This is a genomic window from Streptomyces xanthii, assembly GCF_014621695.1.
In the GTDB taxonomy this organism is placed as follows: domain Bacteria; phylum Actinomycetota; class Actinomycetes; order Streptomycetales; family Streptomycetaceae; genus Streptomyces; species Streptomyces xanthii.
Window position 1 is genome coordinate 4,831,278 of record NZ_CP061281.1, and the last position, 18,512, is coordinate 4,849,789.

General features: G+C 71.2%; 19 protein-coding genes, 1 tRNA gene and 1 riboswitch. Of the genes, 12 read left to right on the forward strand and 8 right to left on the reverse strand.

Annotated elements, in window-relative coordinates; translation table 11 throughout:
• Positions 1 to 70: 70 nt before the first annotated feature.
• Entirely contained in the window at positions 71 to 1,327 is a 1,257-nt protein-coding gene (locus IAG42_RS21860; protein ID WP_188338653.1) for a PTS transporter subunit EIIC, read from the reverse strand.
• 231 nt (positions 1,328 to 1,558) lie between these two features.
• A complete protein-coding gene (locus IAG42_RS21865; RefSeq protein WP_188338654.1) occupies positions 1,559 to 2,845 on the reverse strand; it encodes a PTS transporter subunit EIIC in 1,287 nt (428 codons plus the stop codon).
• 144 nt (positions 2,846 to 2,989) lie between these two features.
• Between IAG42_RS21865 and IAG42_RS21870 the strand changes: the two genes are divergently transcribed.
• From IAG42_RS21870 to rdgB, 4 genes are all read left to right on the forward strand, one after another.
• Positions 2,990 to 3,280, forward strand: a complete 291-nt coding sequence (locus IAG42_RS21870) for a glucose PTS transporter subunit EIIB (protein ID WP_161303827.1) — start codon at positions 2,990 to 2,992, stop codon at positions 3,278 to 3,280.
• 92 nt (positions 3,281 to 3,372) lie between these two features.
• A complete protein-coding gene (rph, locus tag IAG42_RS21875; protein ID WP_188338655.1) occupies positions 3,373 to 4,119 on the forward strand; it encodes a ribonuclease PH in 747 nt (248 codons plus the stop codon).
• A 122-nt stretch (positions 4,120 to 4,241) separates the two neighbouring features.
• Positions 4,242 to 4,643, forward strand: a complete 402-nt coding sequence (locus tag IAG42_RS21880) for a hypothetical protein (RefSeq protein ID WP_188338656.1) — start codon at positions 4,242 to 4,244, stop codon at positions 4,641 to 4,643.
• Between the two features lie 37 nt (positions 4,644 to 4,680).
• Complete coding sequence (rdgB, locus tag IAG42_RS21885) at positions 4,681 to 5,286, forward strand: RdgB/HAM1 family non-canonical purine NTP pyrophosphatase (protein ID WP_188338657.1); 606 nt, start codon at positions 4,681 to 4,683, stop codon at positions 5,284 to 5,286.
• 74 nt (positions 5,287 to 5,360) lie between these two features.
• Here rdgB and IAG42_RS21890 read toward each other — a convergent pair.
• Positions 5,361 to 5,444: transfer RNA gene (locus IAG42_RS21890), tRNA-Leu, on the reverse strand.
• 97 nt (positions 5,445 to 5,541) lie between these two features.
• Positions 5,542 to 6,009 (reverse strand): thioredoxin-dependent thiol peroxidase, encoded by a 468-nt coding sequence (gene bcp / locus IAG42_RS21895; RefSeq protein ID WP_188338658.1) that lies wholly within the window; start codon positions 6,007 to 6,009, stop codon positions 5,542 to 5,544.
• 174 nt (positions 6,010 to 6,183) lie between these two features.
• Between bcp and IAG42_RS21900 the strand changes: the two genes are divergently transcribed.
• From IAG42_RS21900 to IAG42_RS21910, 3 genes are all read left to right on the forward strand, one after another.
• On the forward strand, positions 6,184 to 6,531 hold the full coding sequence (locus IAG42_RS21900) for a DUF3618 domain-containing protein (RefSeq protein WP_188338659.1): 348 nt from the start codon (positions 6,184 to 6,186) through the stop codon (positions 6,529 to 6,531).
• A 97-nt stretch (positions 6,532 to 6,628) separates the two neighbouring features.
• Complete coding sequence (locus tag IAG42_RS21905) at positions 6,629 to 6,931, forward strand: GroES family chaperonin (protein WP_188341534.1); 303 nt, start codon at positions 6,629 to 6,631, stop codon at positions 6,929 to 6,931.
• Positions 6,932 to 6,973: 42 nt separating this feature from the next.
• A riboswitch (guanidine-III (ykkC-III) riboswitch) is annotated at positions 6,974 to 7,044 on the forward strand.
• A 32-nt stretch (positions 7,045 to 7,076) separates the two neighbouring features.
• A complete protein-coding gene (locus IAG42_RS21910) occupies positions 7,077 to 7,397 on the forward strand; it encodes a DMT family transporter (RefSeq protein ID WP_188338660.1) in 321 nt (106 codons plus the stop codon).
• A gap of 242 nt (positions 7,398 to 7,639) precedes the next feature.
• On the opposite strand, the gene IAG42_RS21915 is transcribed toward IAG42_RS21910, so the two are convergent.
• Entirely contained in the window at positions 7,640 to 9,931 is a 2,292-nt protein-coding gene (locus tag IAG42_RS21915; RefSeq protein WP_188338661.1) for a transglycosylase domain-containing protein, read from the reverse strand.
• 174 nt (positions 9,932 to 10,105) lie between these two features.
• Here IAG42_RS21915 and IAG42_RS21920 point away from each other — a divergent pair, with 174 nt between their 5' ends.
• The 4 genes from IAG42_RS21920 to IAG42_RS21935 are packed head-to-tail and all read left to right on the forward strand — an operon-like array spanning position 10,106 to position 13,494.
• The gene (locus IAG42_RS21920) at positions 10,106 to 10,900 is read left to right on the forward strand and encodes an ABC transporter permease (RefSeq protein WP_223206424.1); all 795 of its coding nucleotides are present in this window, start codon (positions 10,106 to 10,108) and stop codon (positions 10,898 to 10,900) included.
• A 43-nt stretch (positions 10,901 to 10,943) separates the two neighbouring features.
• A complete protein-coding gene (locus IAG42_RS21925; protein WP_188341535.1) occupies positions 10,944 to 11,720 on the forward strand; it encodes an ABC transporter permease in 777 nt (258 codons plus the stop codon).
• Positions 11,721 to 11,729: 9 nt separating this feature from the next.
• Complete coding sequence (locus tag IAG42_RS21930; RefSeq protein ID WP_188338663.1) at positions 11,730 to 12,722, forward strand: ABC transporter ATP-binding protein; 993 nt, start codon at positions 11,730 to 11,732, stop codon at positions 12,720 to 12,722.
• Between the two features lie 10 nt (positions 12,723 to 12,732).
• Positions 12,733 to 13,494, forward strand: coding sequence for a DUF1707 SHOCT-like domain-containing protein (locus tag IAG42_RS21935; protein ID WP_188338664.1), 762 nt, complete (start codon positions 12,733 to 12,735; stop codon positions 13,492 to 13,494).
• A gap of 144 nt (positions 13,495 to 13,638) precedes the next feature.
• Here the strand turns inward: IAG42_RS21935 and IAG42_RS21940 are convergent, their stop codons facing one another.
• On the reverse strand, positions 13,639 to 14,961 hold the full coding sequence (locus IAG42_RS21940; protein WP_188338665.1) for an SGNH/GDSL hydrolase family protein: 1,323 nt from the start codon (positions 14,959 to 14,961) through the stop codon (positions 13,639 to 13,641).
• Between the two features lie 214 nt (positions 14,962 to 15,175).
• Between IAG42_RS21940 and IAG42_RS21945 the strand changes: the two genes are divergently transcribed.
• The gene (locus tag IAG42_RS21945) at positions 15,176 to 16,729 is read left to right on the forward strand and encodes a DUF445 domain-containing protein (RefSeq protein WP_394811232.1); all 1,554 of its coding nucleotides are present in this window, start codon (positions 15,176 to 15,178) and stop codon (positions 16,727 to 16,729) included.
• Between the two features lie 61 nt (positions 16,730 to 16,790).
• Here the strand turns inward: IAG42_RS21945 and IAG42_RS21950 are convergent, their stop codons facing one another.
• A complete protein-coding gene (locus tag IAG42_RS21950; RefSeq protein WP_188338666.1) occupies positions 16,791 to 17,231 on the reverse strand; it encodes a GNAT family N-acetyltransferase in 441 nt (146 codons plus the stop codon).
• Positions 17,232 to 17,241: 10 nt separating this feature from the next.
• Positions 17,242 to 18,474 carry an MFS transporter gene (locus IAG42_RS21955; RefSeq protein WP_188338667.1) on the reverse strand — a complete coding sequence of 411 codons (1,233 nt, stop codon included), beginning with the start codon at positions 18,472 to 18,474 and terminating at the stop codon, positions 17,242 to 17,244.
• Positions 18,475 to 18,512: the final 38 nt, after the last annotated feature.

Sequence of the window (18,512 nt, forward strand, 5' to 3'; positions counted from 1 at the left end):
TCGCGGAAACGCCGAAGGCCCCGGAACCGTACGGTTCCGGGGCCTTCCCTGATGGCTCAGGCGCGGGGGATCACTTGGTGATGTCCTCGATCTCCTCCTCGGGCTCGCGGCCCGGGGTGGTGAGGTTGAACTTGGTGATCGCGAAGCGGAACAGCGTGTAGTAGACCGCCGCGAAGACCAGGCCGATCGGGATGATCAGCCAGGGCTTGGTGGCCAGGTTCCAGTTCAGCGCGTAGTCGATGAAGCCCGCGGAGAACGTGAAGCCCGCGTGGACGCCCAGGGCCCAGGTGATCGCCATGGAGACGGCCGTGAGCACCGCGTGGATCGCGTACAGGACCGGCGCGATGAACATGAACGAGAACTCGATCGGCTCGGTCACACCGGTGACGAACGAGGTCAGGGCCAGGGAGACCATCATGCCCATCACGGCCTTGCGGCGCTCGGGGCGGGCGGAGTGCGCGATGGCGATCGCGGCGGCCGGCAGGCCGAACATCATGATCGGGAAGAAGCCCGACATGAACTGGCCGGCGGTCGGGTCACCGGCGAAGAAGCGGTTGAGGTCGCCGTGCACGACGGCGCCCGTCGCGTCGGTGAAGTCGCCCAGCTGGAACCAGGAGACGGTGTTCACGAACTGGTGCATGCCCACCGGGATGAGCGCGCGGTTGATGAGGCCGAAGAGACCGGCGCCGCCGGCGCCGAGGCCGGTCATCCACTCGCCGAAGTTCGAGATGCCCTCGCCGATGGGCTCCCAGACCAGGCCGAAGAAGACGCCCATGATGACGCCGACGAAGGCCATGATGATCGGGACGAGACGGCGGCCGTTGAAGAAGCCGAGCCAGTCGACGAGCTTCTTGCGGTGGAACTTCTGCCACAGGACGGCGGCCAGCAGACCCATGATGATGCCGCCGAGGACACCCGGGTTGTTGTACGTCGCCGCGACGTCGACGCCCTTGTTCTTCGTCGTGTTGACGACGGCCTCGGCGACCGGGAACGCCTTCAGCACGTTGCTGTAGACGAGGAAGCCGACCAGCGCGGCGAGCGCCGTCGAACCGTCGGACTTCTTCGCGAAGCCGATCGCGACACCGATGCAGAAGAGCATCGGGAGGTTGTCGAAGATCGCGCCGCCGGCCGTGGCGAAGACCGCCGTGACCTTGTCGGGCAGGTTCAGCTTGTCGTGGACGTCAGGCTGTCCGAGACGGAGCAGGATGCCCGCGGCCGGAAGGACGGCGATCGGCAGCTGAAGGCTGCGGCCGACCTTCTGCAGACCCTGGAACAGGCCGGAGCCCCGCTTCTTCGCGGGCGCCGCCGTGGCGGTGGCCGTACTCATTGCTTCCTCCAAGATGGCAAGGCGCCGCCCTGGACGTCCGTCGGACACCCCTCGGACAACCCTCGTTGGTCTACACCACTCACTGGTGTAGACCAGTTTTAACATGTGAGTTCCGCGTAAGGAACCCGCTGTGGCGGCCGTTACGCCTTCGTGAGGTCCGGGCATGACGAAGGGCCCCCGGACCAGAGGTCCGGGGGCCCTTCGCGGAGGGGTCGGTCGGCGGGGAGCCGGTCACGCCTTGGTGACGTCCTCGACCTCCTCCTCGGGTTCGCGGCCCGGGGTCTTGAGGTCGAACTTCGTGATCGCGAACCGGAAGACCGCGTAGTACACGACTGCGAATCCCAGGCCGATCGGAATGATCAGCCAGGGTTTGGTCGCGAGCCCCCAGTTGATGACGTAGTCGATCAGGCCCGCGGAGAAGCTGAAGCCGTCCTTGACCCCGAGCCCCCAGGTCACCGCCATCGAGACACCGGTGAGGACCGCGTGCACCGCGTACAGGGCGGGGGCGATGAAGACGAAGGAGTACTCGATCGGCTCGGTGATGCCCGTGACGAACGAGGTCGCCGCGATCGAGACCATCATGCCGCCGACCGCCTTGCGCCGCTCCGGCCGCGCGCAGTGGTACATCGCGAGGCAGGCCGCCGGCAGGGCGAACATCATGATCGGGAAGAAGCCCGTCTGGTAGATGCCCGCGTGCGGGTCGCCGCTGAGGAACATGTTGATGTCGCCGTGCACCGTGGTGCCGTCCGGCTTGGTGTACGAGCCGAACTGGAACCACAGCGGGACGTTCAGGAACTGGTGCAGGCCGATGACCAGCAGCGCGCGGTTCGCGACGCCGAAGATGCCGGAGCCGATGGCGCCCAGGTCCTGGAGCCAGTTCGAGAAGCTCTCCAGGCCGTCACCGATCGGCGGCCAGACCCACAGGCACAGGACGGCGACCACGATGCCGACGAACGCCATGATGATCGGGACGAGCCGGCGGCCGTTGAAGAAGCCCAGCCACGACACCAGCTTGGTGCGGTGGAAGCGGACCCAGAAGAAGGCCGCGAGCAGGCCGATGACGATGCCGCCGAACACGCCCGGGTTCTGGTACGTGGCGGCGGCCGCGGCCTTGCTCGAGTAGTCGACGCACGCCGCGCCCACGAGGGTCTGACCCTTGGGGCAGTCCACCGGGAACTGGTGCAGCACACCCCGGTACACGAGGAAGCCGGCCACCGCCGCGAGCGCGGTCGAGCCGTCCGCCTTCTTCGCCATGCCGATCGCGACACCGATGCAGAACAGGAGCGGCAGACCGAGGTCGGAGTCGAGCAGCGCACCGCCCGCACCTGCAAACACCTTCGCGACATCGGTCCAGCCGAGACCGTCGTCGCCGAACACGTCGGGCTGGCCGAGCCGGTTGACGATGCCCGCGGCCGGGAGCACGGCGATGGGCAGCTGAAGGCTGCGGCCCATCTTCTGGAGGCCCTGGAAGAAGTTGCTCCACGGGCTCGGGCGGGCTGCGGCGGCTTCGGAGCTCATGGTCGTCCTCCCGGAACAGAGCAACGGTCGGCGGGCGTTGGATAGAGTGGTCAACTGGTGTAGACCAGTTGCGGGACGGGTCGGCCCACGTGCTCGTCATCTTTCGTCACGGGTGGCGTCACCGCTCGCGAAGTTGAGCCAACCGTGGGTTACCGTGACAAAGCGGCCCAAAGGCGGGCCCGGAGAAACAGGGAGAACGAAATGGCCACGAAGGCTGAGAAGATCGTCGCCGGGCTCGGCGGGCTCGACAACATCGAAGAGGTCGAGGGCTGCATCACCCGCCTGCGCACCGAGGTCATCGACCCCTCCAAGGTCGACGAGGCCGCCCTCAAGGCCGCCGGCGCCCACGGCGTCGTCAAGATGGGCACCGCCATCCAGGTCGTCATCGGCACCGACGCCGACCCGATCGCCGCCGACATCGAAGACATGATGTGACGCACTGACCCGTCACCCGACGTCATCCGAAGGCCCCGCCGCCCCTCCACCGGACAGCGGGGCCTTCGCCGTACCGGGATACGCTCACCCCTATGTCTCGCATCGACGGCCGCACCCCCGAACAGCTCCGCCCGATCACCATCGAACGCGGCTGGAGCAAGCACGCCGAAGGCTCCGTCCTCGTCTCCTTCGGCGACACCAAGGTCTTCTGCACCGCCTCCTTCACCGAAGGCGTCCCCCGCTGGCGCAAGGGCAGCGGCGAGGGCTGGGTCACCGCCGAGTACTCGATGCTGCCCCGCGCCACCAACACCCGCGGCGACCGCGAGTCCGTCCGCGGCAAGATCGGCGGCCGCACCCACGAGATCAGCCGCCTCATCGGCCGCTCCCTGCGCGCCGTCATCGACTACAAGGCCCTCGGCGAGAACACGATCGTCCTCGACTGCGACGTCCTCCAGGCCGACGGCGGCACCCGCACCGCCGCCATCACCGGCGCCTACGTGGCCCTCGCCGACGCCATCGCCTGGGGCCAGGGCAAGAAGCTCGTCAAGGCCGGCCGCAAGCCCCTCACCGGCACCGTCGCCGCCGTCTCCGTCGGCATCGTCGACGGCGTCCCCCTCCTCGACCTCCGCTACGAGGAGGACGTCCGCGCCGACACCGACATGAACGTCGTGTGCACCGGCGACGGCCGCTTCGTCGAGGTCCAGGGCACCGCCGAGGCCGAGCCCTTCGCCCGCGACGAGCTCAACTCCCTGCTCGACCTGGCCGTTCTGGGCTGCGACGAGCTGGCCGCCGCGCAGCGCAAGGCACTTGAGAGCACCCTCGGCAAAGACCTGGCCTAGGTAAAGAACTTCCCAAGTAGGGTGGCAACCACCCAGCCACCGACTGCGTCACTACGGACAGGTGGACGGCGCACCACAACGGCCGTCGCCCGCCCGTCCGTACATCAGGGGAGGACCGTTCCATGCCCGCGCGCCGACGATCCCGTCACCGCCGTCTCGCCGTACTCGCCGCCGCCGCGGCACTGATCGCCGTCCCGGCCGCCGCCGGCTGCTCCGCCGTCGACAAGGCCCTCGACTGCGTCCGGACCGCCGACGCCATCGCCGACAGCGTCGTCGACCTCCAGCAGGCCGTGGAGAACGCGGCGAACGACCCGACGCAGGCGAGCGAGGCGCTCGACTCCATCGACAAGAACCTCGACGAGATCAGCGACAAGACCGACAACGCCGACGTGTCGAAGGCCGTCGACGATCTCGGCACGGCCGTGGACAACGTCCGTACGTCCATCAAGAACGGCGACGCGACCCCCAACGTCGAGCCCGTCACCGACGCCGCGAGCGAACTGACCAAGGTCTGCACCCCGTAACCGGGCCCCGCACGCCCGGGCCGCGATACTGGGAGGCATGACCCGCCTCATCCTCGCCACCCGCAACAACGGCAAGATCGTCGAACTGCGCTCGATCCTCGCCGACGCAGGCCTGCGCCACGACCTCGTCGGCGCGGACGCGTACCCCGACGTCCCGGACGTGCGCGAAACCGGCGTCACCTTCGCCGAGAACGCCCTGCTCAAGGCACACGCCCTGGCCAAGGCCACCGGTCTGCCCGCCGTCGCCGACGACTCCGGCCTCTGCGTCGACGTCCTCGGCGGCGCCCCCGGCATCTTCTCCGCGCGCTGGGCCGGCCGCCACGGCGACGACCGGGCCAACCTCGACCTGCTCCTCGCCCAGCTCGGCGACATCGACGAGGACCGCCACCGCACGGCCCACTTCGCCTGCGCCGCCGCCCTCGCCCTGCCCGACGGCACGGAGCGCGTCGTCGAGGGCCAACTCCGCGGCGTCCTGCGCCACAAGCCCTCCGGCACCAACGGCTTCGGCTACGACCCGATCCTCCAGCCCGACGGCGAGACCCGCACCTGCGCCGAACTCACCCCGGCCGAGAAGAACGCGATCTCCCACCGCGGCAAGGCGTTCCGGGCGCTGGTCCCGGTGGTGAAGGAGCTGCTGGGCTGAGGCGCCGCTGAGCCCGCGTCACGTACGGCGAAGGGGCCGCCCGGTGGTCCGGGCGGCCCCTTCGCGGTGCCGGGTGCGGTCGGAGGGACTCGAACCCTCACGGGATTTCTCCCACCGGGACCTAAACCCGGCGTGACTGCCAATTCCACCACGACCGCAATAAAACGGACATTCAGCCTCTCGGGTGAATGCCGCTCCGTCAGTGTACGGCCGGGGGTGGCGGCGCCGGGCGGGAGATCCGCCGGTTGCCCGGTGCTAGATCCCCAGATCCTTGATGATCTTGGCTACGTGGCCGGTGGCCTTCACGTTGTAGAGGGCTCGTTCGACCTTGCCCTCCTCGTCGACGATCACCGTGGAGCGGATCACTCCGGTGACGACCTTGCCGTAGAGCTTCTTCTCGCCGTAGGCGCCGTAGGCCTCCAGGACCTTCTTGTCGGGGTCGCCGACCAGGGTGACCTTGAGGTTCTCCTTCTCGCGGAACTTGGCGAGCTTCTCCGGCTTGTCGGGCGAGACGCCGATGACGTCGTAGCCGGCGCCGGCCAGCACGTCGAGGTTGTCCGTAAAGTCGCAGGCCTGCTTGGTGCAGCCGGGGGTCAGGGCGGCCGGGTAGAAGTAGACGATCGTCTTGCGGCCCTTGTGGTCGGCGAGGGAGACCTCGTTGCCGTCGGCGTCGGGAAGGGTGAAGGCGGGGGCGGTGTCGCCGGGCTGCAGTCGCTCGCTCATGTCGCTCGCATCTCCTCGCGGGTGGGTGACTCAGCCCGAGCGTAATGCGGGGAATGGGGGTGCCGGGGGGTGCGGGGGGCGGCGAGCTGACAGACTGTCTGTCAGTACAGTCCAGTAGCACAGTCCACCAGCACGGCAGAGTGCGGTAAACGCAGCGATCACGGAGGCAGCGCGGTGTCGGACACGTCCAGCAGGTCGGATACGCCGGAGACGCGGACGCCGGCGCAGATCGAGGCGGACATCAAGCGCCGCCGTGACGCCCTGGCCGAGACGCTCGACGAGATCGGGGTGCGGGTGCACCCCAAGACGATCGTCGGTGACGCGAAGGCCAAGGTCGCAGCCCAGGTCGACCACACCCTCGGGCGGGCCTACGTCAGCGCCAACCGGTTCGTCTCGGACGTCAAGGGACAGCTCGTCACCGACGAGGGTGCGCCGCGCCTGGAGCGGATCGTCCCCGTCGCGCTGCTCGCGGTCGGGGTCGTCGGGCTCCTCACGGTGCGTTCGCGGCGTCGCAAGGGCTGACCCTGGGGAGTCGGCGGGCGCCGGGGCAGGTAAGTTCGTCGCCGTGAGCGCCAACGACAAGCACAGCACCCACCACGACGACAAGCTGCCCATCCGGATGCTCCACGACCGGGTGCTCGTGCGGCAGGACGCCTCCGAGGGCGAGCGGCGCAGTGGTGGCGGCATCCTCATCCCCGCCACGGCGGCGGTCGGCAAGCGGCTGGCCTGGGCCGAGGTCGTCGCGGTCGGGCAGAACGTGCGGACCGTGGAGCCCGGGGACCGGGTGCTGTACGACCCCGAGGACCGGGCCGAGGTCGAGGTGCGCGGGGTGGCCTACGTACTGATGCGCGAGCGGGACCTGCACGCTGTCGCCGCGGACCGCTTCGAGGGCTCCGAGGACTCCACGGGCCTTTACCTCTGACACTGCGGGAGGGGCTGGTGACCGTTGTCACCAGCCCCTTTTGCGTGCCCTTTGCTATCTTGGAGGGAGCCCGACGAGACGCGCCGTACCGGGACCCGCAAAGACGACGCACCCCTGTTGAGAACCACTGACGGAGGTGCCAGTCATGGCCTGGGTTCTGATCGTGATCGCCGGACTTCTCGAGGTCGCCTGGTCGATCGGCATGAAATTCACCGAGGGCTTCACCCGCCTGTGGCCGAGCGTTTTCACCGGCGCCGGCATCGTCGCCAGCATGCTCCTGCTCTCCTACGCGGCGAAGTCGCTGCCCATCGGGACGGCGTACGGGGTGTGGGTCGGGATCGGGGCGGCGGGGGCCGCGATTGTCGGCATGCTGGCCCTTGGTGAACCGGCGACGGTTTCCCGGGTCTTCTTCATCGTGCTGCTGCTGGTGGCGATCATCGGGCTGAAGGCCACGTCGGGGCACTGACCTTGCGCTCCGCGCGGGGCGGGGTTTTCGGGGCGGCTTCGCCGATCCGGGTGGGCGCCGTAGCTTCGTCGGATCGTTGCCGGGGTGTCGGCCGGTGGGGCTTCTCGCGCAGTTCCCCGCGCCCCTGAAGGGGCACACTTCGTGCGCCCCCAGGGGCGTGTTGCTCGCGCCCCGCGACGGAGTCGCTGATCGGGTACAGCCCCGCGCCCCTGAAGGGGCACACTTCGTGCGCTTCCAGGGGCTCAGTGATGGGCCGACTGGGGGGAGCGGCGGGGGGAGGTGGGGGTCAGGTTGTTGAGGACGCCTTCCTCCGCGCCGCCTGTGGTGCCGCCGGGGCGGCCGGCCGGCCGGTCGGGACCGGGGGCTGTGGTCGTGGGGGAGTCGGTGGCGGGGGACGTCGGGCCGGTGGGGGTCGGGGAGTGGGAGGGGGTGGGCTTGCCGGATGTCGAGGGGCTGGTGCTGCCCGAGGGCTCGCGGGTTTCGGGGGCCGGGGGCGGCGGCGGTTCCTCGGCGCCCTCCTCCAGTTCGAGGTCGAAGTCGTGGGCCGGGGTGCCGGCCAGCGCCTTGCGGGTGTACTGGGCCCAGATCTGGGCCGGGAACCCGCCGCCGTTGATGCGGGGCAGCCCCGCCGCCCCGTACAGCGGGGTGTGCGCGGCGGTGTCCGGGTCCTGGCCCATGACGGCGACGACGGTGGCGAGGTCCGGGGTGTAGCCGGCGAACCAGGCCGCCGTGTCCTCCTCCGCGGTGCCGGTCTTGCCGGCGGCGGGGCGGCCCGCGGCCTGCGCGGCGATTCCGGTGCCGTCCTCGACGACGGACTGGAGGATCGCGGTCGTCGTGTCGGCGGACTCACGGCTGACGGCCCGGCTGGTCTCCTGCTCGGGCAGGCCGATCTTCTGCCCGTCCTTGCTGAGTCCGCCGAGCAGCGTGTACGTGCCGTGCCGGCCGTGGTTGGCGAGGGTCGCGTAGGCCTCGGTCATGTCGAGGACGCTGGCGGTGGCGGGGCCGAGCGCGATGGAGGGGGAGGCGGTCAGGTCGGGGGTGGAGGCGGGGAGGCCGAGGTCGATCGCGGTCTGTTTGACCTTGTCGGAGCCGACGTCGACGGCCATCTGCGCGTAGACCGCGTTGACGGACTTGTCGGTGGCCTCGCGGACGGTGAGGGGGCCGTAGGAGATCTCGTCCTCGTTCTCGGGGGCGTAGTAGCCGCCGTCCCAGCCCTGGACGGGGCGGGCGTTGGTGCCGTCGTAGACGGTGTTCGGGGTGATGACGCGGCCGTCCTCGGTCGTCGAGCCGTGTTCGACGGCGCTGGTGAAGACGAAGGGCTTGAAGGTGGAGCCGACCTGGTAGTCGCGGCGGGTGGCGTTGTTGACGTACTGCTGCGTGTAGTCGATGCCGCCGTACATGGCGAGGACCTTGCCGGTGCGCGGGTCGATGGAGGCGCCGCCCGCGCGGACGTTGCGGTCGGCGGCGCGGCCCTTCTTGTCGATCTTCGACATGAGCTGCTTCTCGACGGCGGCGACGAACGCGTCCTGCTTCTTGCGCTGGAGGGTGGTGGTGATGCGGAAGCCGCCGGTGGCGAGGGTGTCCTCGTCGAGGATCTTGTGCTCGACGATGTAGTCGCGGACGGCGTCGCGGATGTAGCCGCGCTGTCCGGACAGTCCGGCCTGGCTGTTGTGGGCCTCGTCGGGCATGGGGAAGGTGGTGCGGGCGCGGGTGGCGGGATCGAGCCACTTCTCCTTGACCATGCCGTCGAGGACGTAGTTCCAGCGGGCGACGGCCTTGCCCTTGTTCTCGGGGTGGGCGACGACGTCGTAGGCGCTGGGGGCGTTCAACAGGGCGGCCAGGTAGGCACCCTGAGCGGTGGTCAGGTGCTGGACGTCCACGCCGTAGTAGGCCTGGGCGGCGGCCTGGATGCCGTACGCGTTGCGGCCGAAGTAGCTGGTGTTGAGGTAGCCCTCGAGGATCTCGTCCTTGCTGGCCTCCCGGTCCAGCTTGATGGAGATGAAGAACTCCTTCACCTTGCGCGAGATCGTCTGTTCCTGGCCGAGGTAGTAGTTCTTGACGTACTGCTGGGTGATCGTCGAACCGGACTGCTTGCCCTTGCCGGTGACGGTGTTCCAGGCGGCGCGGAGCATCGCCTTGGGGTCGATGGCGGACTCGGAGTAGAAGTCGCGGTCCTCGGCGGCGAGCACGGTGTGCTGGACGGTCTCGGGGACCTGGGCGAGCGGGACGTTCTCCCGGTTGACCTCGCCGTCGCGGGCGATGGGCGTGCCGTCGGCGTACAGGTAGACGTTGGACTGGGCGGTGGCGGCGGAGTTGGCGGCGGGGATGTCGACGAGGGCGTAGCCGAGGGCGAACAGGCCGGCGCACAGCAGGAGGACGCCGAGGAGGGTGCCGAGCAGCATGCGCCAGGTCGGCACGAGGCGCCGCCAGCCGGTGCGCCGGGGCCTCTTGGGCTTCCTGCCCTTCTTCCCCTCCTTGCCCTGGGCGCCCTGCTGGACCGGTTCGGGCGTCTGGGGCCGCTCGTCGCTGCTCATGTCCTGTGGAACTCCTGGTTCGCGTCGTACGTCACGTACGCCTCGTATGACACATAAGCCTCCTACATCACCCTGCAAATGCGGGCATCGTGCCGAAAAAGGGGTGGAAGGCGTCGCGCGCGGCGATTAGGCTCCTGCGCTTCGGCCGGAATCCGGGGAGGCGCGGTGGGAGCAGTGCGGCTGTACGGAGTCGTGGCCGCCGGTGCCTTCCGGCGCTACGCGACCTACCGGCGGGCCACCTTCGCGGGGATCTTCACCAACACGGTGTTCGGCCTGATCATCGCGTGCACGTACGTGGCGCTGTGGGACGAGCGGCCGCGGCTGGGCGGCTACGACCAGGCGCAGGCGCTCACCTTCGTCTGGGTCGGGCAGGCGCTGTACGCGGTGATGATGCTCGGCATCCCGAGCGGTTTCGAGGCGGAGCTCGCCGACCGGATCCGCAGCGGGGACGTGGCCGTCGACCTGTACCGGCCCGTGGACATGCAGGGGTGGTGGCTGGCGCAGGACTTCGGGCGGTCGGTGTTCCAGCTGCTGGGGCGCGGGGTGGTGCCGATGGCCGTCGGGGCGCTGGTCTTCGAGCTCGCGCTGCCCACGAGCCCCGCGCGCTGGCTCGCGTTCCTGATCTCGGTGCTGCTCGGTCTCCTCGTCAGTTTCGCGCTGCGCTATCTCGTGGCGCTGTCCGCGTTCTGGCTCCTGGAGGCGGGTGGTGTCGCGCAGATGTACGGGATCAGCGCGACGTTCTTCTGCGGGATGCTGCTGCCGCTGAACGTGTTCCCGGGCACGTTCGGCGACGTGGCGCGGGTGCTGCCGTTCTCGGCGCTGCTCCAGGTGCCGGCGGACGTGCTGATGGGGACGGGGTCCGTGGCCGGCGGCTGGTTGTTCCAGGCGGCGTGGGCGGCCGCACTGCTCGGCGTGGGGCGGCTGGTGCAGGGTGTGGCGACGCGACGGGTGGTGGTGCAGGGTGGCTGACCGTACGCGTACGGCCGCCGCGGAAGGCGTACGGGCCTTCCGGATGGTCAGCGCGATGTGGATCCGCTCCACCCTGGCCTACCGGGCGTCGTTCGTGATGACGCTGCTGGGCAACTGCGCCTTGACCGCCCTGGACTTCGTCGGAATCCTGCTGATGTTCTCGCAGGTGGACCGGCTCGGCGGCTACGGGCTCGCCGAGATCGCCTTCCTGTACGGCACGGCCGGGACCGCCTTCGGGCTCGCCGACCTGTTCGCGGGCTCCCTGGGCCGGCTCGGCACCCGGGTGCGGGACGGGACGCTCGACGCGTTCCTCGTACGGCCCGCGCCCGTGCTGGCGCAGGTCGCCGCCGACCGGTTCGCGCTGCGCCGGGTCGGCCGGCTCGCCCAGGGGCTGATCGTGCTCGGCTGGTCCGTGACGGCGCTCGACGTGGCGTGGACGCCGGTGAAGGTGCTGCTCGTGCCGGTGCTGCTGGTCAGCGGGGCCGGGATCTTCGTCGCCGTGTTCATGGCCGGGGCCGCGTTCCAGATCGTGGCGCAGGACGCGGCCGAGGTGCAGAACGCGGCGACGTTCGGCGGCAACACGATGCTCCAGTACCCGCCGACCGTCTTCGGCGACGGCCTGCTGCTCGGGGTCACCTTCGTCCTGCCGCTGGCCTTCGTGAACTGGCTGCCCGCGCTCTACATCCTGGGCCGCCCCTATCCGCTGGACCTGCCGCGCGCCGTCGCGTTCGCGCCGCCGCTCGTGGCCGCCTGCTGCCTCGCGGCGGCGGGACTCGCGTGGCGGGCCGCGCTGCGCGCCTACCGAAGCACGGGGAGTTGAGGCTGCGCGATGGGTGACGAGGCGTTCATCGAGGTGGACGGGGTCGAGAAGTTCTTCGACGTGCGGCGCAGGGCCGGGCTGCTGCGGCGCGAGCGGCACCGGGTGCGGGCCGTGGACACGCTGTCCTTCACCGTGCCGCGCGGCGAGATGGTCGGCTACATCGGGCCGAACGGGGCCGGGAAGTCGACCACGATCAAGATGCTGACCGGGATCCTCACGCCGAGCGCGGGACGGATCCGGGTCGCGGGCATCGAGCCGGCCCGCGAGCGCTCCCGGCTCGCCCACCGCATCGGTGTCGTCTTCGGGCAGCGCACCACCCTGTGGTGGGACCTGCCGCTCATCGACTCGTACCGGCTGATGTGCCGCATGTACCGGATCGAGGAGCGCCGGTACGCGGAGAACCTCGACCGGTGCGTCGAACTCCTCGAACTGGGCGGCCTGTTGGAGACGCCGGTGCGGCAGCTGTCGCTCGGGCAGCGGATGCGCGGTGACATCGCGGCGGCGCTCCTGCACGACCCGGAGGTGCTGTACCTGGACGAGCCGACGATCGGCCTGGACGTCGTGTCCAAGGTGAAAGTACGGGGATTCCTGCGGGACTTGAACCGTGACCGGGGTACGACGGTGCTGCTGACCACGCACGACCTGACCGACATCGAGCAGCTGTGCCGGCGCGTGATGGTCATCGACCACGGGCGGATCGTGTACGACGGGGAGCTGAAGGGGCTGCACGCGGTGGGCGACGGGGCCGCGGCGGAGCGCACGCTGGTGGTCGACCTCGAACGTGAACTCCCGCCGCTGGAGGTGGAGTCGGCGCGGGTGGTGAAGGTGGAGGGGGCGCGGCAGTGGCTGGCGTTCCCGGCCGGGCAGTCGGCGGCGCCGCTGGTCGCGCGGATCGCCGAACGGTATCCGCTGGCGGACCTTTCCGTGCGGGAGCCGGACATCGAGAGTGTGATCGCACGGATGTACGCGCGAGATCCCTCCGCCGTCACCTCCCGCCCGTAGGCTGGCGGTCATGACCGACGATGCATCGCACCTCCCCGAACTGCGGGCCTCCGACGCCGACCGCGAGAAGGTCGCCGAGCGGTTGCGGGACGCGCTCGCCGAGGGGCGGCTCGACATGGGGGAGTTCGAGGAGCGGCTCGAGGCGGCGTACGCGGCGCGTACGTACGGGGAGCTGGCGCCGCTGACCCGGGACCTGCCGGCGGCGGGCAGCACGGCGCCGGTGGACCTGGTGAAGGCACCGGTCGCGGAAGGGGCCGTCGACTGGGCGGCGCGGACCGGCGGGCAGGCGACGTCGGGCGGGGCGTTCGCGTTCTGGAGCGGGTTCAGCCGCAAGGGGCGCTGGACGGTGGGGGAGCGGTTCACCGCGTTCGCCATGTGGGGCGGCGGCGAGATCGACCTGCGCGAGGCGAACTTCGCGGCGCGGGACGTCGAGATCCGCTGCTTCACGATCATGGGCGGGATCCATGTGAAGGTGCCGCCGGAGCTCGACGTCACCGTGAAGGGCTTCGGCATCATGGGCGGCGTCGACGACCGCGCCACGGGCACCGGCACACCGGGCTCGCCCCGGGTCGTCGTCCGCGGCTTCGCGCTGATGGGCGGCGTCGGGGTCGAGCGCAAGCTCCCCCGGGAGGAGCGGCTGCGCCTCAAGGACGAGCGCCGGCGCGAGAAGCTGGAGCGGCGGGACGAGCGGCGCCGTGAGCTGGAGGACCGCCACCTGCGCATCCACGACCGGCACGCCGACCGCCACCGGCGCCACCACGACGACGACTGACCCGGGGGGCATGGGCACCCCGCGCCGGGGTGCCCCGTCAGGGGCGCGGGGCTGTGTCTGTCAGCGGCTCAGCCGCGGGGCGCGAGAAGCCCCACCGGCGGGTGGGCGGGTGACGACGCTCGACCGTCCCCGGCGGGACCGGCGTCAGAGTTCGGCGCCGCGAGTGGGGGTCAGGGTGGAGGGATCGAAGGACTCGGCCATCTTGCGGTAGCCGGCGTCGCTGGGGTGCAGGTGATCGCCGGAGTCGTACTCCGGCAGCAGCCGGCGCGGGTTGTACGGATCCCGCAGGGCCCGGTCGAAGTCGACGTAGCTGTCGAAGACCTTGCCGGAGCGGATCTCCGCGTTGACCTCTTCGCGTACGGCTTCGAGGCGGGGCTCGTAGCCCCGGTGTCCCTGGAACGGCATGAGGGTCGCCCCGACCACCCGCAGCCCGCGCGCGTGCGCCTGCCGCACCAGCTCCCGCAGGCCGTCCGCGATCCGGGAGGCGTCCGTCTGGTGCGGGTTGCGCAGGATGTCGTTGATCCCGAGGTCGACGACCACGGCCCGTACCCCGGCCCGGCCGAGCACGTCACGCTCGTAGCGCGCGAGCCCGCTCGGGTTCCCGGCCGGCCGGCCGTACCCGTCGGACAGCAGCCGGTTCCCGCTGATGCCCTGGTTGAGGACCCCGTAGCGCGGAGCCCCGGCCTCGGTGCGCAGACGCTCGGCGAGGACGTCGGTCCAGCGCCGGTTCGCCCCCACCGTGGACGTGATGCCGTCGGTGAGCGAGTCGCCGAGGACGACGACGGTGCCCTCCGCCTCGTTGCTGAGCACGTCGAGCGCGCTGAGGTAGCGCCAGTACGGGCTCTGCTCCGTGTACCGCGCCCCGCTCTCCTCCTCGGTCAGGTCCCCGTTCGCCACGTAGGACATCTGCCGGGCCTGCGGGTGGTACGTGACCGGGCCGGACGGCGTCGGCGAGTACGTCGTGACGAGCACGTCCGCGTCGGAGGGCACGCGCAGCCGCACCGCGTCGCTGAGCACCTGCCGGCCGGCGGGTATGACCACCGACGTGTTCCCGGAGAACGTCAGCCGGCGCACCGTGCCGGCCAGCGCGGTCGGGCTGTTCGGCGCGGAGGCGAGGGCGAGGGAGGCGTGGGTGATGCTGAGCGGCTGCTGCCCGTACAGGTTGGAGAGCGTGATGCGGGCGCTGGAGCCGCCGATGCTGGTGTGGATCACGTTGCGGATCGAGCGGCCGAAGAAGCCGTTCGTCTCCGTACCCGGTTCCGCGCCGGCCGGGGCCGCCGACCAGCTGCCGGCCCAGGTGCCGGTGGAGGCGGGAGCGGCGGAACTGCGCGGGTGCGCGCCGTCCGCGCGGACGGAGCCGTCCTTGCCGCGCAGCAGGCCGGAGAACCCGAGGTAGATACCGCCGGAGATCAGCACGACGACGGCGACGAGCGCCGCCAACAGGGCATAACCGTTTCGCCTGGTCATGCGGTGTGTGTCTCCTCGGGCAGGGGGAGCCCGAGGCTCCGATGTGATCATCCCATGATGAGGCATGGGGTGCGATGGATGACGAGGGGGCCGACTCTGCCCCCCTCCGACCCTTGAGACGCCGGGAACTTGCGGTTCGTTCCGGGAGTACGTCAGGAAGGGACAATGTGTGAGGGGAATGACATATGACGGACGCGGCGAGCTGGAGTGACCGATGAGCGGGTCGGAGAAACCGGACGGATCGGACGTCGACGACACGGGGCAGCATGCCCGGCCGGCCGTACGGTCATCCCTTCCCGCGGCGGGGGTTCCTGAGGCGGCGGCGTCCCGTGCGGCGGGGGGTTCCGGATCTTCCGGATCCGGGTCCCGTGCGGCGGGGGCGTCCGGACCTGGATCCGCTGCGGCGGGGGCTGCCGGATCGGGGTCCGCTGCGGCGGGTGCTTCCGGGCCCGGGTCCGCTGCGGTCGGGGCTTCCGGGCCCGCGTCCCGGCACGCCCGTCGCTTCGGGGCCGAGTTCACCGCCGCCGACGAGGAGAAGCGGCGCGGGGTGCGGCGGATGAAGGCGATCGCCACCGGGATGCTCGGCGTCGTCGCGCTGATCTACGTCCTCGCCACCTGGGCGGAGCACTCCGGTGCCGGGGCCTGGGCCGGATACGTCGCGGCCGCCGCCGAGGCCGGCATGGTCGGCGCGCTGGCCGACTGGTTCGCCGTCACCGCCCTGTTCCGGCACCCCCTCGGCATCCCCATCCCGCACACCGCGATCATCCCCCGCAAGAAGGACCAGCTGGGCGTCTCGCTCGGTGAGTTCGTCGGGGAGAACTTCCTGTCCTCGGACGTCGTACGGGAGCGGCTGCGCGCCGTCGGCATCGGCTCCCGGCTCGGCGCCTGGCTCGCCGAACCCGAGCACGCCGACCGCGTCACCGCCGAACTCGCCACCGCCCTGCGCGGCGCGCTCACCGTGCTGCGCGACCAGGACGTGCAGGCCGTCGTCGGCGAGGCCATCACCCGCCGCGCCGACAGCGCCGAGATCGCGCCCGGCCTCGGCAAGATGCTCGAGAAGGTCGTCGCGGACGGCGGCCACAGACGGGTCGTCGACCTCGTGTGCACGCGGGCCCACGACTGGCTGGTGCTGCACGGGGACTCCGTGATGGACGCGGTGCAGGGCGGTGCGCCCGGCTGGACGCCCCGCTTCGTCGACAGGCGGATCGGCGAGCGCGTCTACAAGGAACTGCTCCGCTTCGTCACCGAGATGCGCGACATGCCGCAGCACCCCGCGCGCGGCGCCGTCGACCGCTTCCTCACCGACTTCGCCGCCGACCTCCAGTCCGACTCCGACACGCGGGCCCGCGTCGAGCGCCTCAAGTCCGAGGTCATCGGCCGCTCCGAGGTGCAGGACCTGATCGCCTCCACGTGGTCCGCGGTCCGTCAGATGATCGTGGCCGCCGCCGAGGACGAGCGCAGCGAGCTGCGGCTGCGCGTGCGGGCCTCGCTGCTGTCGCTGGGGGCGCGGATGTCCAGCGATCCGAAGGTGCAGGCCAAGGTCGACGGGTGGGTGGAGGGCGCCGCCGTCTACGTCGTCACGACGTACCGCGCCGAGATCACCTCGCTCATCACGGACACGGTCGCCGGCTGGGACGCCGAGCACACCTCCCGCAAGATCGAGGCCCACATCGGTCGTGACCTGCAGTTCATCCGCATCAACGGCACGGTGGTGGGGTCTTTGGCGGGGCTGGTGATCTATGCGGTGTCGCAGGCCTTCGGGGCGTGATCCCTCCGGGGGTTGAGCGGTCCCTCCGCCCGTCCTTCGGCTCACCCGCCGTCGTGGCTGGTCACGGGAGCGGTCGCAGCATGAACACGTCCACCGGGTCCTCCGACTCCGTCACGAAGCCGTGGCGTTCGTAGAGGCGGCGGGCCGCGCTGCCCTGGAGGACGTTGAGGCGGACCGGGACGCGCGCCGCGTCGCAGTGGGCGAGGAGGCGGGTGACGACGGCGCCCCCGATTCCGGCGCCCTGCAGCTCGGGCGCGAGGAAGAAGTGCTCCAGCCAGTGCGCGTCCGGCGCCGGCCGCAGCGCCACGCACCCGGCGAGCTCCCCGCCCACCTCGATCACCCAGGTGTGCTCCGGCGCGTACGCGTCCCGCAACCGCTGCCGCACCCGGTGCGCGTCGAACCGCCCGAGCCGCTCCAGATCCGGCCGCATCACGACGGCCCGCAGTTCCACGAGGGGTTCGAGGTCGTCGGCCGTGGCCGCCCGCAGCATCCAGTCCGCCATGATCGCGAGGCTACCCGGGGCCCCGGACGCCCTCGCGGCCGGCGGTCACCGTGAGGGCGAGCAGCGCCGCCACCGCGCACAGCCCCGCCACCCCCACCCACACGAGGTCGTACGAGCCGAAGGCGTCCCGCACGGCGCCCCCGGCGAACGCCACCGCGCCCGCGCCCACCTGATGCGCGGCGCTGACCCAGCCGAACACGACCGGCGCCCGTTCCCCGAAGTGCGCCCGGCACAGCGCGAGGGTCGGCGGGATCGTCGCGACGTCGAGCAGCCCGAAGACGACCGTGAACGCGAACAGCGGCGCGTCCACCACCGCCCCGAGCAGCAGCGGCAGCGCGAGCAGGGTCAGGCCGCGCAGCCCGTAGTACGCGGCGAGCAGCCGGCGCGGGTCGAGCCGGTCGGTGGCCCAGCCGGAGGCGACCGTCCCGGCCACGTTGAAGATCCCGACGAGGGAGAGGAGCGAGGCGGCGACGGTCGTCGGCATGCCGTGGTCGTGCGCGGCGGGCGCGAAGTGGGTCCACATGACGCCGTTCGTGGAGGCGCCGCAGACGGCGAACGTCCCGGCGAGCAGCCAGAACGGGCCGCTGCGCAGAAGGCCGGTCGGCAGCGGCACGGTTCGGGCACCGGCCGCCCGGGGCGTGGCCGGATCCCGTACCGCCGCGCCCACCAGCGGCACCGCGACCGCCGCCGCCCCGGCGAGCCCGTACGCCGCCGTCCGCCACCCGTACCCGTCGATCACCCACGACAGGAGCGGCAGGAACACGAACTGGCCCACCACGCTCGCCGCCGTCAGCAGCCCCGCGACGAGCCCGCGCCGGGCCACGAACCAGCGCTCGGTGACGGTCGCCGCGAACGTCGTCGCCGTGGCCCCCGTGCCGAGCCCCACCAGCACGCCCCACGCCACGACGAACTGCCAGGGCGCCCGCGCCGCCGTGGTGAGCAGCGCGCCCGCGCCGACGAGCGCCAGCGCGCCGACCGCGACCCGCCGCATCCCGATCCGGTCCATGAGCGCGGCCGCGAACGGCGCCGTGGCCCCGTACACGACCATGTTCACCAGCGTGCCCAGGCCGATCGCGGAGCGGGACCAGCCGAGCTCCGTGTGCAGCGGGCCGACGAGCAGACCGGCCAGCGTGCTGAAGGACCCGGCGACGACGATCGCGAGCGCGGCGCCCGCGGCGACCACCCACTTCCGGTCGCGGGGCGGAGCGATCGCGGTGCGGCCTGTTCCGGTGTGTGTCGTCATGACTACGACCCTCCGTCCGGGCCGTCCTCCCGGACGAC

Bases quoted from the DNA above. Each gene is read 5' to 3' on its own strand.
- IAG42_RS21925 (WP_188341535.1), top strand. From the start codon at position 10,944: ATGGTCAGCGCGATGTGGATCCGCTCCACCCTGGCCTACCGGGCGTCG.
- IAG42_RS21930 (WP_188338663.1), top strand. From the start codon at position 11,730: ATGGGTGACGAGGCGTTCATCGAGGTGGACGGGGTCGAGAAGTTCTTC.
- rph (WP_188338655.1), top strand. From the start codon at position 3,373: ATGTCTCGCATCGACGGCCGCACCCCCGAACAGCTCCGCCCGATCACC.
- IAG42_RS21910 (WP_188338660.1), top strand. From the start codon at position 7,077: ATGGCCTGGGTTCTGATCGTGATCGCCGGACTTCTCGAGGTCGCCTGG.
- IAG42_RS21860 (WP_188338653.1), bottom strand. From the start codon at position 1,327: ATGAGTACGGCCACCGCCACGGCGGCGCCCGCGAAGAAGCGGGGCTCC.
- IAG42_RS21945 (WP_394811232.1), top strand. From the start codon at position 15,176: ATGAGCGGGTCGGAGAAACCGGACGGATCGGACGTCGACGACACGGGG.
- IAG42_RS21935 (WP_188338664.1), top strand. From the start codon at position 12,733: ATGACCGACGATGCATCGCACCTCCCCGAACTGCGGGCCTCCGACGCC.
- IAG42_RS21905 (WP_188341534.1), top strand. From the start codon at position 6,629: ATGCTCCACGACCGGGTGCTCGTGCGGCAGGACGCCTCCGAGGGCGAG.
- IAG42_RS21950 (WP_188338666.1), bottom strand. From the start codon at position 17,231: ATGGCGGACTGGATGCTGCGGGCGGCCACGGCCGACGACCTCGAACCC.
- bcp (WP_188338658.1), bottom strand. From the start codon at position 6,009: ATGAGCGAGCGACTGCAGCCCGGCGACACCGCCCCCGCCTTCACCCTT.
- IAG42_RS21955 (WP_188338667.1), bottom strand. From the start codon at position 18,474: ATGACGACACACACCGGAACAGGCCGCACCGCGATCGCTCCGCCCCGC.
- rdgB (WP_188338657.1), top strand. From the start codon at position 4,681: ATGACCCGCCTCATCCTCGCCACCCGCAACAACGGCAAGATCGTCGAA.
- IAG42_RS21865 (WP_188338654.1), bottom strand. From the start codon at position 2,845: ATGAGCTCCGAAGCCGCCGCAGCCCGCCCGAGCCCGTGGAGCAACTTC.
- IAG42_RS21880 (WP_188338656.1), top strand. From the start codon at position 4,242: ATGCCCGCGCGCCGACGATCCCGTCACCGCCGTCTCGCCGTACTCGCC.
- IAG42_RS21915 (WP_188338661.1), bottom strand. From the start codon at position 9,931: ATGAGCAGCGACGAGCGGCCCCAGACGCCCGAACCGGTCCAGCAGGGC.
- IAG42_RS21940 (WP_188338665.1), bottom strand. From the start codon at position 14,961: ATGACCAGGCGAAACGGTTATGCCCTGTTGGCGGCGCTCGTCGCCGTC.